The following is a 12,424-nucleotide window of genomic DNA, read 5'->3' as shown; positions in this document are numbered from 1 at the left end:
TCGGTGGCCGAGCGGTGTCGTCGGGGTCATCGGCCCCTCCTCCCGTGTGTCAGCGGCCCGGATGACAGCGACCGGGCATCCGGTGGTTCATGCGAAGATTTCCGGCATGGCAGACACCGCGCCGGCACTGGCCGGCATCCGTACCGCGATCGACGACCTGGACGCCGAGATCGTCGGCCTTCTCGCCCGGCGCGCGGACCTGGTCCGGCAGGCCGCCCCGCTCAAGACCGACCGGCAGGCGGTGCGGGCGCCGGAGCGGGTGGCGCAGGTGGTGGCCCGGGTCCGGGCCCTGGCCGGCGCGGCCGGTGCGGACCCGGACCTGATCGAGCGGATCTACCGCGGCATGATCCAGGCGTTCATCGACATGGAGACCGTCGAGCATCATCGCGTCTCCGGCGACTGATCGCCGCGGCACGGCATCATGCCCGCATCGGTGCGGCCCGAACCGCGACGCGGCGGCTCGTCACCGTCTGCGGCGCGGCCACGCCGAGGGCGGCCACCGGCTGCGGCTGGGCGACGCCTACGCCGAGCTGGGCGACCCGGTGGCCGCCCGCGAACACCGGGAGCGGGCCGTGCACGAGTTCCGTGCCCTGAACCTGCCGGAGGCGGACCTGGTCCAGGGCGCCGTCGACCGGGCCGCGATCGGCGACGCCTCACCGGGGCGCGCCCGCCCGCGGCCGCTGACGGCAGTCGCCCACCCACGGAGGGACCTCCGTCACTGATCAGCCCGTGGGACGCCCGGACGCCGGGGAGGCACCGGACGCCGCCACGCGCAGCTCGGCGAAAGCCAGGCCCAGGGTGACCGGGGTGAAGTGTGCGTTCAGGCCGCTCGGGTTGGGCAGCACCCACAGTCGGGCGCCGGCCAGCGGCTCCGGTTGCGGCCCGAAGGTGGCCTTCGGTCGTCGGAAACCGATCCGGTACGCGGTCACCCCGACCACCGCCACCCAGCGCGGTCGGTACCGGGCGACCTTGTCGGTCAGGATCGCCGCGCCGTCGAGGAGTTCCTCGGTGCTCAGCTCGTCCGCGCGGGCGCTGGCCCGGGCGGCCATGTTGGTGATGCCGAGCCCGAGCGCGGGCAGCTCGTCCTGTTGGCTCGGATGCAGCAGGCGGGGGGTGAACCCGCCTCGGTACAGGGCGGGCCAGAACCGGTTGCCGGGTCGGGCGAAGTGCCAGCCCGTGGCGGCCGACCAGAGGCCCGGGTTGATGCCGACGAAGAGCACCGTCAGTCCCGGTGCGAGGACGTCGGGAATGGTCCGGTCGGCGGCCGCCGCCAGGTCCGCGCGACTCGGCCGGACCGAACCGGGCGTCACCGGCCGGGCAACTCGGGCCCGCTCGGCTGTCACAGCCCGCGCAGCGCGCCGCCGTCGACCGGCAGGGTGATCCCGGTGAGGTAGCTCGCGGCGGGGGAGAGCACGAATGCGGCCACCCGGCCGAACTCGGCGGGGTCGCCGAGGCGGCGCAGCGGGATGCTGGCCTCCGCGGTCGCCTGGGCCTGCTCCGGGTCGCCGGTCGCGGCGAAGAGTTCCCGGTTGCGGTCGGTCAGGATCCGGCCGGGCAACAGCCCGACCACCCGGACCCCGCGCGGGCCGTAGTCGTCGGAGATGTCCTTGGCCGCGCCGACCAGGCCGGGCCGTAGACCGTTGGAGATGCCCAGGCCGGGCACCGGCCCGCGCGCCGAGGTGGAGAGCACCAGCCCGATCGCGCCGCCCTCGGGCAGCGCGGCGGCGATGGTGCGGACCGCGCGGATGGTGCCCAGGAAGACCGTTTCGAAGGAGAGCCGCCACTGCTCGTCGGTGATCGCCGCGGCGTTGCCCGCCGGTGGGCCGCCGACCGAGATCAGCGCGCCGTCGAGCCGGCCGAAGTGCTCCTGGGCGGTGGCGACGAGCTGCCCCGGGGTCTCCGGGTCGGTCAGGTCCGCGGTCACCCCGACGGCGTGCTCCGGGCCACCCAACCGCTGCGCGGCGGCGGCCACCGCCTCCGGATCCCGGGCCGAGAGCACCACCCGCGCACCGTCGGCGACCAGGCTCTGCGCGGTCGCGTAACCCAGACCGCGGGAGGCGCCGGTGAGCACGTACACGCGGTCGGTCAGTCCGAGGTCCATGACTCCGATCTTGCCGCATCCGCTACGGCGTCGCCAGCGAGGTCGGATACCCGTGGGGCGGGGCGCAGCAGGCGTACCCGGCCGGCGATCTGCACCGCGACGGCGCCGCCGGCGCGGCCCACCGCCGGAGCCCGGCGCGGGCGCGGCGCCCGGAGCCCGTCGTAGCGCAGGCGCGCCTCCCGGACGGCCAACTCGTCGGCGGCCACCGGGGGGAGCGCCTGCTTGTCGTGCAGCTCGCGGGCCAAATCCCAACCGTCGCGCAGTGATCCGGCGGTGGGTCGCCGGGCGGCCCAGTCGGCGAATGTGGTCGACCATCCGGCGCCGAGGCCGGCGGCGAGCAGTGGCCAGTGCCGGGCCACCTCGCCGGCCCGCTTGCGCAGCAGGGCCGCGCGGGTGGCGGCCAGCGGGCCCGGCGCGAACCCCGCCGGTGGCTTACCCCCGGCGACAAGCGCCGCGACCAGTTCGGCCTGCCGCTCGGCGAGCCCCGCGCGGGGCGTGGGCGCGGCGTCGCCGTCGGGTGGGCCCGTCATGTCACGGCCGGGAAGCCCGCCGCGGCGGCCAGGGCGTCCAGTTCGGCGCGCAGCTCGGTGGCGGGCGGGTAGTGCCCGTCGCGCTCCAGCAGCAGCGCCGGCGGTCGCCGTCGGGCGCAGAGCGCCTCGACCAGCTCCAGCACCACCGCCGGCACCGCGTCGGTGTGGGTGTCGTGGTAGAACCCGCCGTGCTCCGCGCCGCCGGCCACGTGGGCGTACGCGACCCGCTCCAGCGGCAGCCGGTCCAGCAACGCCAGCGGGTCGGTGCCCCGGTTGCGGGCGTTGGCGTGCACGTTCGCCACGTCCAGCAGCAACAGCGCCCCGGTGCGGTCGAGGATCTCGGTGAGGAAGTCCGCCTCGTCCAACTCGTCGTCGGGCCAGTCGACAAGCGCGGCGATCGGTTCCAGCGCGATCGGCACCGGCAGCTCGGCCTGTGCCCGTGCCACGTTGGCGCAGACCGCGGCGACCGCCTCCCGGCTACGCGGCAGCGGCAGTAGGTGCCCGGCCTCCAGACCGCCCGCCCGGACGAACGCGATGTGCTCGCTGACCAGCGGCGCGTCCAGCCGGTGCGCCACCGCGGCCAGGTGCGCGACCCGGGCCGGGTCGACCGGCTCCGCGCCGCCGAGGGAGAGCCGCACCCCGTGCGGTACGACTGTCACCGCGCGTTCCCGCAGCTGCGTCAGGCCGGGCGGGAGCGGCCCGGTGGCGGACACCGCCTCGGCCACCACCTCGACGAAGCGCAGCCCCGGCAGCTCGGCCACGAAGCCGGCGATCTCCGGCCGCCAGCCGATGCCCACCCCGGACGGCCCGGTCATCCGCCGCACCCGCCGCCACCGCCGCAGCCGCCACCTCCACCACCGCAGGAGCTGCCGCCATCGGAGCCACCGCCGGAGCTGTCGCCTCCGCCGCCCCAGCCGTCGGAGCCGCCCGTCGAACCGCCGCTGCTGGAGATGGCCTGGCGCTGGATCTCGGCCTGCTCGGCGAAGCCGGGGTCGAGCGCCCAGAGCGAGGCGGTGCCGTAGAGGGCCACGCCCATCGCCGCGCCGGCCGCTCCGTAGGTGGCGTAGGCAGGCGCGGAGGCGGGTTCGAGGTGGGTGTGCTGGCGGCGGACGTCGCGCAGCGCGGCGCGTCCGGCCCTTGTCTGCAGGGGTGCCCGGCGCAGCACCAGCACGATGGCGAGGAGCGGGACCAGGGTCAGCAGCAGGTAACCGACCGGGTGACCGTTGACCAGTCCAGCGATCAACCGGAACACACCGAGGACCAGCAGGATGGCCAGGAACGCGATCCAGAAGCCGTAACCTTCCCGCTGCCTGTGGCTCGTCAGCAACCCGCGCTGCTCCAGGTCTTTGCGGATCTGGTCCAGCGCGGAGCGTACGTGGCGGTGCTGCCGCAGGTCCCGGACCCGCGAGTGGTGGTGGGCGGCCCAGTGGATGCCTTGCTCCAGCGGCGTCAGCCCGGTCGGCGTGGCGCCGACGGTGGTCAGCCGGCGGTCCGGTCGCACGGCGATCGCACCGCCGCCGCGCAGCCCGCCCAGCGCGGCGTTCATGGCGAGTTGGGGGCCGCCGTTGAGGTACGCGACCTGCTGCGGCCCGAGCGGATCGTGGGCGGTCCGCCCCGGGGCGGTCAGCGGGCGGATCCGGTAGTAGGCCACGACCGCCACCGCCACGGCGGCCGCCAGGAGGTAGTACCGGAGGAAGGTCGGGCCGGGGATGCCCCAGGTGTCGCTCGACGCGGCGTTGACGATCACTGACTGCTCCTGTCGCCGGAGGGATCGGCGGCCCCATTGTGGAGCAGCGTCGCCACGGTCGGCGGACCGGTGCCCACCCGGTCAGGGACGGCGAACGGCCTCCTCGACGAGATCGAGGACCGGCCCCAGGTCACCGGCCGGTCGGCCCATCGCCAGGTGCAGCACCAGGCCGTCGTAGGCCAGCTCCAGGAACTGGGCCAGCACGTCGATCGGGACGTCCTCGCGCAGCACCCCGGCGTCGCGCTGGCGCGCCAACCGGTCCCGGGTCGCCTCGGCGATCGCGGCGGACCGCTCGGCCCAGCGCTTGGCGAACGCCGGGTCGGTGCGCAGCCGGCGGGAGACCTCCAGTTGGCTGCCCAGCCAGCCGGTGGTGTCCGGCGACATGGCGCGGGCGAGCAGGTCGCGCATCACCTGCACCAGACCGTTGCGGGCCACCGTCTCGACCATGGCGGCGGCATCGTCCTCGGCGACGGCCAGGAAGAGCGAGTCCTTGTCGCGGAAGTGGTGGAAGATGGCGCCGCGGGACAGGCCGGTGGCCTCCTCGAGGCGGCGTACTGTCGCTCCCTCGTAGCCGAGCCGGGCGAAACACGCCCGCGCGGCGGTGAGGATCTCCTGCCGGCGCGCGTCGAGCTGGTCCTGGCTTACTCTGGGCACGCGTCGATCGTCGCAGGTCACCCCGGGGCATGCAAACCGTACGTACGGCTTGGAGCGTCGCCGTCTACCATCGCCCGGTGACCCCGCCCCGCACCGTGCCCACCGCCCCGCTGACCGTGGCCGCCATCCAGGCCACGCCCACGCCGGGAGACGTCGCCGGAAACGCGGTCGCCGCCGCCGACCTGGTGCGCCGAGCCGCCGACCGGGGTGCCAGGGTGGCCGTCCTGCCGGAGCTGTTCCTCTGCGCGTACCACCCGCCGACCCTCGCCGCCGACCCGGCCGGCACGGACGTCGCGGCCGATCCGGCCGGCGGCGTCGCGGATCCCCGGCTCGACCCGCTGCGCGTCGCGGCGCGCGAGGCCGGCGTCAGCGTGCTCGTCGGCGCCGCCGCCCGGCACCCGGACCGACGGCGGACCATCGCCGCGCTCGTGGTCGACCGGGCCGGCACGGTCCGGGTCGGGTACGACAAGCAGCACCTGTGGGGCGACGAGCGCGAATTGTTCAGCGCCGGCGATCGGGGCGCCACGCTGCTCGTCGACGACTGGCGGCTCGGCCTCGGCATCTGCTACGACGGCTGTTTCCCGGAGCACGGCCGGGCCGCCGCCCTCGACGGCGCGCACGCCTACCTGTGCCCCAGCGGATACCTGGCCGGCTCCGAGCACCGCCGGGACCTCTACTACGCCGCGCGAGCCCTGGACAACACGATGTTCGTGGTCTTCGCCAACGCGGTCGGCGGCGTCGACCCGTGGCGGTTCAACGGCGGCGCGGCGATCTACGACCCGCAGGGACGGGTGCTCGACCGGGGCGCCGACGACGGCACGGCGGTGCTGGTGGCGACGCTGGACCCGACCGTGCTCGCGGCCACCCGGTCGGCCCATTCGATGCTCGCCGATCGGCTCGCGGACCAGGGCGGCCCTCGGTCGTCGATGTCCGGCTGAGCACATCGTCAGGTCGGTACCCGCAGGATCTGTTGGCGGACACGTCGGTCCCGTAGGGTGCCCGAGTGCCACTGCTCCTGCTGGACCTGGACAACACCCTGCTGGACCGGGCCGGGCCGTTCCGCCGCTGGGGTGAGCGCTTCCTGGACGGCATCGGAGCGCCCCCCGCCGACATCGACTGGCTGATCTCGATCGACGCCGACGGGTTGACCGACCGCTGGGATCTCGCCGACGCCATCCGGGACCGCTACGAGCTGCGCATCCCCTCGATCGACCTGGTGGAGGACCTGCACGACGGGGTGGTGGCGCAGACCCGGCTCGACCCGCTGACCGCCTGTGCGCTGCGGATCGCCGACGACGCCGGCTGGGTGCCGGTGGTGGTCTGCAACGGCACGGTACGCGTCGACGACGCCAAGATTCGCCAGACCGGCCTGGACCGCTACGTCGCCGACTGGGTGATCTCCGAGGAGTGCGGGGTCAGCAAGCCCAACCCGCGGATCTTCGCGCTCGCCGCCCAGCGGGTCCGGATGCCGCTGCGCGGCGCCTGGGTGGTCGGCGACAGCCCGGAGGCCGACATCGGTGGCGCCGCCGCGGTCGGGCTGCCCAGCGTCTGGCTGCACCGGGGGCGCAGTTGGTCGGACGTCCGGTTCGCGCCCAGCCGCACCGCGGACGGGCTGATCGCCGCGGTCGCCACGATCCTGGCCCGCTGACGCCGCGCGGGCGCGGCCGGTATTGCTGATGCCGCGCGGACGCGGCCGGGTAATGCTGACGCCGCGCGGACGCGGCCGGTAATTCGGTTGACCGGCCGACGCGCCGCGGTGAGCATTGTCGGCGCATGGTGCATCCCGGGCAGGTGTCCGGTCGAGAGAAGAGGAGGTCGGCCATGGCCGTCTTCGCAGGTCACCTCCAGCTGCCTTTCTCAGCCTCGACCAAGGGAACCTCACCACAGTGCGCGATCACGACCTTCCGGCGCTGGAGCGCCGGAGCCGCGGCAAGAGCCGCTTCGACGACGACGAACCACAGTTTCTGAAACGCGGGCGGCACGCCGAGCCGCCCGCGGACCCGGACAGCGACCCTGACCCGGACACCGGCGAACGCTGGTCGTCCTGGGACGACGCCGTCCACGGGCCCCAGCCGCACCCGGGCTGGCTGGTCACCGAGTTGGCCGCCAAGGACACCGAGTTGGGTGTGCTGAAGACCGGCAAGGAGGCGGACGTCCACCTGGTCCGCCGGGCCGTGCCCGACACCGACAGGTCCTGTCTGCTGGCGGTCAAGCGCTACCGCGACCCCGAGCACCGCCTGTTCCACCGCGATGCCGGCTATCTGGAGGGCCGCCGGGTGCGCCGCTCCCGGGAGAACCGGGCCATGGCCAGCCGGACGGCGTTCGGCCGGCAGATGATCGCCGGGCAGTGGGCCGCCGCCGAGTTCGCCGCCCTGGCCCGGCTCTGGGAGATCAGCGCCGGGCACGACCGGATCGCCGTGCCGTACCCGGTGCAACTGCGGGGCACCGAGCTGATGCTGGAGTTCGTCGGTGACGCCGAGTCGGGGGAGGCGGCACCCCGTCTGGCCCAGCTGCGACCCGGTCCGGCCGAGCTGCGCGACCTGTGGGCGCAGTTGGTGGAGGCGCTGCGGGTGCTGGCCCGGGCCGGCTACGCGCACGGCGACCTGTCGCCGTACAACCTGCTCGTGCACCAGGGGCGCCTGGTGGTGATCGACCTGCCGCAGGTGGTCGACGTGGTGGCGAACCCGCAGGGGCCCGAGTTCCTGGCCCGTGACGTGCGGGTGGTCGGCGCCTGGTTCGCGGCCCGCGGTCTGCCCGCCGAGCAGGTCGACCCCGGCACGTTGACAGGTGAGCTGCTGGGCGAGGCGGGCCTGCGCTGATCGGAGCGGGTCGGGCGGCCCGGCCGCCCGACCCGCCGGGGGTTACTGGAGGTAGCGCTCCACCTCGGGCTTGGGTCGCTCGCCCTGCGCGTCCGGGTCGCCGTGGGTGTCTCGGGCAGCCCGCCTGCGGCGCAGGAGGTCCCAACACTGGTCGAGGGACTCCTCCAGGGCGCGCAGCCGCTCGCTGGTCTCGCCCTCGGTGCCCGACTCGTGGGCCTGGGCGTCCGCCCGCAGCTTGTGTTCCTCGTCGACCAGCTCGGTGATCCGGTTCAGGATGGTCTTGTCGTCCATGCTCCTGAGCCTGGCACAGCCCCTCCCGACGCGCCTGGATTCGTACCCCTGCGGGGTGCCGCGCCACGATCGGTGATCCCCACCACACCAAGAGCTACACGTCAATGTGGCAATTTTCACGCTCAGTTCTGGCGAGTTCACACATTGGTCGTGTGGGAGGTGCTACCTGCGGGATCGGCCGAGGCGGCCCCGGTCGGGGGCGGGCAACCACCCGACCGGGGCGAGAACCTCCCCGGTCAGCGTGCTGGTGAAGCCGTTTCGTGAATGCGATGCTCTCTCGCATGGTCACGCGCCTTTGCCGAGGCAGCACTCAGCGCAACCCGCAGTGCCACCGACAGGACGGATCCGCGCAGGTGAAAGATGACTGACCCGACCATCCCGGCACGCCGCGCTCCCCACGTCGCCACCCTGCGACGCACGCTGCCCGGGTTGCTCCGTGACCCCCTGGGCACGCTGGTCGGGCTCGCCGACGCGTCACCCGGGCAGATCGTCCAGCTCAACCTGGGCACCATCCGCCCGTACCTGGTCGCCGAGCCCGCACACGTCCAGCATGTGCTGCGCGACAACGCCGCCAACTACACCCGGGCCGGCGACAGCATGATGTGGAAGTCGGTCAAGAAGCTCGCCGGTGACGGGATCCTCTCCGAGGGCCCGCACTGGGAGGCGAGTCGCCGCCGTCTCCAGCCACACTTCACCGCCAAGCGGATCGACGCGGCGGTCGACGACCTGAGCCGGGCGATCAGCGACGCGGTCGACGAGCTGGCCGTCCCGGCGCGCGACGGCGTACCTGTCGACGCGGCCAGCGAGATCTCCAGGATCATCTGCAAGGCGGTCATCCGGGTCTTCTTCGGCGACAAGATTCCCGTCGCCGACGGTGTGCGGGTCGTCGCCGAACAGGACACCGTGGCGACCGCGCTGCGCTTCCGGCTGCTCACCCCGTTCATGCCGGACGCCGTGCCGATGCCCGGTGACCGCGCCTTCCGGCGGGCCGTGCAGAACATCGACGACATCCTGCTGCCCCTGGTCCGCGCCGAGCGGGCCCACGACGACGGGGGCGACGACATCGTCGCCTCGCTCGCCCGGGCCCGGGACGCCCAGGGCGACAAGCTCGACGAGCAGCGGGTGCGCGACGATCTGGTGTCGATGTTCGCCACCACCACCGAGACCACCTACGTCGTGCTCACCTGGCTCTTCCCGCTGCTGGAGCAACTGCCGGACGTCGCCGCGCGCCTCTACGAGGAGATCGATCGGGTGGTCGGCCCCGGCGAGGTGATCAGTCGCGAGCAGCTCGGCGAGCTGCGCTACACGCGGATGGTGCTCGACGAACTGGTGCGCGCCTACCCGTCCGGCTGGCTGGTGCCCCGGACCGCGATCGCCGACGACGTCATCGGCGGCACCCAGATCAAGGCCGGCGGCACCATCGTCCTGAGCCCGTACGTGACCCAACGGTTGGCCCGGTTCTGGGACCGGCCGGCGGTCTTCGACCCGGAACGCTTCGCCCCCGGTGCCCCCAAGCGCGCGCACCGGTACGCGTACTACCCGTTCGGCGGCGGCGCCCACCAGTGCATCGGCCAGTACCTCTTCCAACTCGAGGCGCCGCTGATCGTGGCGACCCTGCTCAGCCGATTCCGGTACCGGCTCTGCACGCCCGGGATGCCGACGCCCCAGCTCGCCGCGTCGCTGCGACCCAAGGAGCGGGTGCCGCTGCTGCTCACCCCACACCGGCAACCGGCCCTGGCGTAGCGGGGTGGCACAACTCGTAACGGTCGCCGACGAACTGCGGCAGGCCGCCGACCACGGGCGCGTCTGCGCCCTCGCCGCGCAGGGTCACCGTGACCTGCAGCGCGGCCTGGCGGCCCACCCTGCCCTCTTCGCCGAGGGGCCCTTCGACGCCACCCTGACCAGCAGCATCGCGCTGGCCATCGCGTTCAGCGCACCCTGGTGTGACGCCGCCGAGCTGCGACTGACCAACCGGGCGGTGCTCTGGGGTTTCGCACTGGACTGGCAGGTGGACCGGCTGGCCACCTCCGCCGCCGAACTCGACCGGCTGGTCCAGGGGCAGCTCCTCGTCGCCGACGGCGCGCCCGCGGCGACGACCGACCCGCTGGGCCAGTTCCTCGCCGGTCTCCGCGCCGACCTGGCCGCCGTGCCGGCGTTCGCCACGCTGGGCGGGGCCTGGCTGGCGGCGGTCGAGCGGACCCTGGCGGCGATGCGGCGGGAGTGGCACTGGAAAGCGGGGATACGCGACCATCTCCGGCCGTCGCCCACCCTCGCCGAATACCTGGGCAACGCCGACAACCTGGCCTGCACCGTCGTCAACGTCGCGCACTGGATTCGGACCGGTGGGGCGGACACGCCCGCACGGCTGGACCGGCTGGTGGTCGCCAGTGACGCGGTGCAACGCGCCCTTCGGCTGGTCAACGACCTGAGCACGTACGAGCGGGACCTCCGCTGGGGCGATCTGAACGCGATAATGCTCGTGGACGACCGGTCCATGGTGGAGCAGGACCTGACGCGCCTGGTCGGGCAGGCGACCGACCTGATCGACGAGTTGCGTGCCGACTGCCCACGGGAGGCCGCGTACCTGGCCCGACAGCTCGGCTACACCACCGGCTTCTATCGGAGCACCGACTTCTGGGGCGTCTCGTGAGCGCTGAGGCGCTGGCCCGGGACGCCGGTGTGGCGCCCGCCCCCGGGTCGACGTCCGTCGTCGACGAGCTGGTCGCGGAGTTGTGGCGGCACCCGTCCGGCCGCACCTCCGCTTCGCCGTACGAGACCGCCCGGCTGGTCTCCCTGGCCCCGTGGCTGCCGAGACACGCCGACCGGATCCGGTACCTGCTGGCCGCACAGAACCCGGACGGCGGCTGGGGCGGGCCGGACGGCTACGCCCTGGTGCCCACCCTGAGCGCGGTGGAGGGACTGCTCGCCGTGTCGCCGCGCGACGAGCCGGCGGGTTGGTCCCCGGATGCCGTGGACGACGCCGTCGACCGTGCGTTACGGCTGTTGTTCGATCCGGTGGCCGGTCCGGCCACCTGTCCCGTGCCGGACCTGCCGGCCGTGGACCTGATCGTGCCGGCACTCGTCGAGCGGATCGCCGACCACCTCGTCGACCCGCCCCCGCGGTTGGCCGGATGGCGCGGCGTCGGCCCGCCGCCGATGCCCGTCGGCATGGATCGGCGACGGCTCGACCGGATACGCGCGCTCGCCGCGTCGGGTCGGCCGATGCCGCCCAAGCTTCTGCACGCGTTGGAGGTCCTCGGCCCGGCGGCGCGGCGTCTGACAGGTGTCACCGCCACCACCGCGGGAGCGGTCGGCGCGTCCCCGGCCGCCACCGCCGCGTGGCTCGGCGGCCCGGACGAGACGCAACCCGCCGCGCTGGGTTACCTGACCCGGGCGCTCACCGAGTACGGCGGCGCGGTGCCCTGTGCCACCCCGATCACCGTGTTCGAACGCGCGTGGGTGCTGAGCACGCTGGCGCGCGCTGGCGTGCTCCCGGTGGTGCCCCCCGAACTGGCCGACGGGCTGCACGACGCGCTCGGGCCGGAGGGCGCGGCCACGGGGCCGGGTCTGCCCAAGGACGCCGACACGACCGCGGTGACCCTGTACGCGTTGGCCCTGCTGGGCCGCCCGACCGACCCGGCCTGCCTGAGCCGGTACGACACGGGGGAGCACTTCTGCACCTGGCAGGGTGAGGACGGCTCGTCGGTGACCACGAACGCCCACGTGCTGGAGGCCATCGGCCGGTGCCTCGGCGACGACGACCCCTGGGCGGCGGCGGTGTCGCGGCGGCTCACCGGCTGGCTGATCGACAGGCAACAGGCCGACGGTCACTGGTGGGACCGGTGGCACGCCTCGCCGTACTACGCCACCTACTGCGTGGTGCTCGCGCTGCGGGAGCACGGCGGTCCGGCGGCCCGTCCGGCCGTCCAGCGCGCCGTCGCCTGGGTGCTCGACAGCCAACGGGCGGATGGTGCCTGGGGGCGATGGCGAGGCACTGCGGAGGAGACGGCCTACGCCCTGCTCGTGGTGCTGGCGGGGTCACCGTCGCCCCGGGTCGACGCCGCGGTGGCGGTCGCGGCCCGTCAACTGTCCACAATGCAGGATGCAGGCGGGGTCCCTCCACTGTGGCATGACAAGGATCTATACCATCCGACACTGATCGTACGAGCGGCAGTGGCTGCCGCCCAGGCGTCGGCCACAGCACGGCTGAACGGCTCCGCCCAGACGGCGGCGAGCCGCTGGTCTGCGGCGCTTGAGTCAAATTCCGGACACTGCTAGCGTG

At 74.0% G+C, this 12,424-nt stretch carries 15 protein-coding genes; 7 read left to right on the top strand and 8 right to left on the bottom strand.

Annotated features, from left to right (window positions below):
- Positions 1-106 precede the first annotated feature (106 nt).
- Positions 107-403, top strand: a complete 297-nt coding sequence (locus ACGFH8_RS03815) for a chorismate mutase (protein ID WP_393362920.1) — start codon at positions 107-109, stop codon at positions 401-403.
- Between the two features lie 16 nt (positions 404-419).
- Here ACGFH8_RS03815 and ACGFH8_RS03810 read toward each other — a convergent pair whose 3' ends face one another.
- From ACGFH8_RS03810 to ACGFH8_RS03780, 7 genes are all read right to left on the bottom strand, one after another.
- On the bottom strand, positions 420-578 hold the full coding sequence (locus tag ACGFH8_RS03810) for a hypothetical protein (RefSeq protein WP_393362918.1): 159 nt from the start codon (positions 576-578) through the stop codon (positions 420-422).
- 144 nt (positions 579-722) lie between these two features.
- Positions 723-1,343: a G/U mismatch-specific DNA glycosylase gene (gene mug, locus ACGFH8_RS03805; RefSeq protein WP_393362916.1), complete on the bottom strand. Its 621-nt coding sequence runs from the start codon at positions 1,341-1,343 to the stop codon at positions 723-725.
- Positions 1,340-2,101 carry an SDR family oxidoreductase gene (locus ACGFH8_RS03800; RefSeq protein WP_393362913.1) on the bottom strand — a complete coding sequence of 254 codons (762 nt, stop codon included), beginning with the start codon at positions 2,099-2,101 and terminating at the stop codon, positions 1,340-1,342. The genes mug and ACGFH8_RS03800 overlap by 4 nt, the downstream gene beginning before the upstream one ends.
- Complete coding sequence (locus ACGFH8_RS03795; RefSeq protein ID WP_393362910.1) at positions 2,086-2,631, bottom strand: hypothetical protein; 546 nt, start codon at positions 2,629-2,631, stop codon at positions 2,086-2,088. Before ACGFH8_RS03795 ends, ACGFH8_RS03800 begins: the two co-directional genes overlap by 16 nt.
- Positions 2,628-3,446, bottom strand: a complete 819-nt coding sequence (locus ACGFH8_RS03790) for a DUF692 domain-containing protein (protein WP_393362907.1) — start codon at positions 3,444-3,446, stop codon at positions 2,628-2,630. Before ACGFH8_RS03790 ends, ACGFH8_RS03795 begins: the two co-directional genes overlap by 4 nt.
- Entirely contained in the window at positions 3,443-4,378 is a 936-nt protein-coding gene (locus ACGFH8_RS03785) for a TIGR04222 domain-containing membrane protein (protein ID WP_393362904.1), read from the bottom strand. Before ACGFH8_RS03785 ends, ACGFH8_RS03790 begins: the two co-directional genes overlap by 4 nt.
- A gap of 81 nt (positions 4,379-4,459) precedes the next feature.
- Positions 4,460-5,032, bottom strand: coding sequence for a helix-turn-helix domain-containing protein (locus tag ACGFH8_RS03780; protein WP_357069874.1), 573 nt, complete (start codon positions 5,030-5,032; stop codon positions 4,460-4,462).
- Positions 5,033-5,109: 77 nt separating this feature from the next.
- Between ACGFH8_RS03780 and ACGFH8_RS03775 the strand changes: the two genes are divergently transcribed.
- From ACGFH8_RS03775 to ACGFH8_RS03765, 3 genes are all read left to right on the top strand, one after another.
- Positions 5,110-5,970: a carbon-nitrogen hydrolase family protein gene (locus ACGFH8_RS03775; protein ID WP_393362901.1), complete on the top strand. Its 861-nt coding sequence runs from the start codon at positions 5,110-5,112 to the stop codon at positions 5,968-5,970.
- 65 nt (positions 5,971-6,035) lie between these two features.
- On the top strand, positions 6,036-6,680 hold the full coding sequence (locus ACGFH8_RS03770) for an HAD family hydrolase (RefSeq protein ID WP_393362898.1): 645 nt from the start codon (positions 6,036-6,038) through the stop codon (positions 6,678-6,680).
- 238 nt (positions 6,681-6,918) lie between these two features.
- Entirely contained in the window at positions 6,919-7,851 is a 933-nt protein-coding gene (locus ACGFH8_RS03765; RefSeq protein ID WP_393362895.1) for an RIO1 family regulatory kinase/ATPase, read from the top strand.
- Between the two features lie 42 nt (positions 7,852-7,893).
- Here the strand turns inward: ACGFH8_RS03765 and ACGFH8_RS03760 are convergent, their stop codons facing one another.
- Positions 7,894-8,142: a DUF2630 family protein gene (locus ACGFH8_RS03760; protein WP_357069883.1), complete on the bottom strand. Its 249-nt coding sequence runs from the start codon at positions 8,140-8,142 to the stop codon at positions 7,894-7,896.
- A gap of 360 nt (positions 8,143-8,502) precedes the next feature.
- Between ACGFH8_RS03760 and ACGFH8_RS03755 the strand changes: the two genes are divergently transcribed.
- From ACGFH8_RS03755 to ACGFH8_RS03745, 3 genes are read left to right on the top strand one after another with little or no spacing between them, the layout of a single operon-like run.
- On the top strand, positions 8,503-9,885 hold the full coding sequence (locus ACGFH8_RS03755) for a cytochrome P450 (RefSeq protein WP_393362892.1): 1,383 nt from the start codon (positions 8,503-8,505) through the stop codon (positions 9,883-9,885).
- Between the two features lie 4 nt (positions 9,886-9,889).
- Entirely contained in the window at positions 9,890-10,792 is a 903-nt protein-coding gene (locus ACGFH8_RS03750) for a terpene synthase family protein (RefSeq protein WP_393362889.1), read from the top strand.
- Positions 10,789-12,420 (top strand): prenyltransferase/squalene oxidase repeat-containing protein, encoded by a 1,632-nt coding sequence (locus tag ACGFH8_RS03745; protein ID WP_393362886.1) that lies wholly within the window; start codon positions 10,789-10,791, stop codon positions 12,418-12,420. Before ACGFH8_RS03750 ends, ACGFH8_RS03745 begins: the two co-directional genes overlap by 4 nt.
- Positions 12,421-12,424: the final 4 nt, after the last annotated feature.

This window comes from Micromonospora sp. NPDC049175 (genome assembly GCF_043197345.1).
In the GTDB taxonomy this organism is placed as follows: domain Bacteria; phylum Actinomycetota; class Actinomycetes; order Mycobacteriales; family Micromonosporaceae; genus Micromonospora.
Note: the sequence above shows the minus strand (reverse complement) of the source record. Positions and strands in the feature narration are given on the sequence as shown.

What these genes read in the sequence shown, in the direction of transcription:
- ACGFH8_RS03815 (WP_393362920.1), top strand. Translation starts at nt 107, where the DNA reads ATGGCAGACACCGCGCCGGCACTGGCCGGCATCCGTACCGCGATCGAC.
- ACGFH8_RS03800 (WP_393362913.1), bottom strand. Translation starts at nt 2,101, where the DNA reads ATGGACCTCGGACTGACCGACCGCGTGTACGTGCTCACCGGCGCCTCC.
- ACGFH8_RS03795 (WP_393362910.1), bottom strand. Translation starts at nt 2,631, where the DNA reads ATGACGGGCCCACCCGACGGCGACGCCGCGCCCACGCCCCGCGCGGGG.
- ACGFH8_RS03790 (WP_393362907.1), bottom strand. Translation starts at nt 3,446, where the DNA reads ATGACCGGGCCGTCCGGGGTGGGCATCGGCTGGCGGCCGGAGATCGCC.
- ACGFH8_RS03760 (WP_357069883.1), bottom strand. Translation starts at nt 8,142, where the DNA reads ATGGACGACAAGACCATCCTGAACCGGATCACCGAGCTGGTCGACGAG.
- ACGFH8_RS03755 (WP_393362892.1), top strand. Translation starts at nt 8,503, where the DNA reads ATGACTGACCCGACCATCCCGGCACGCCGCGCTCCCCACGTCGCCACC.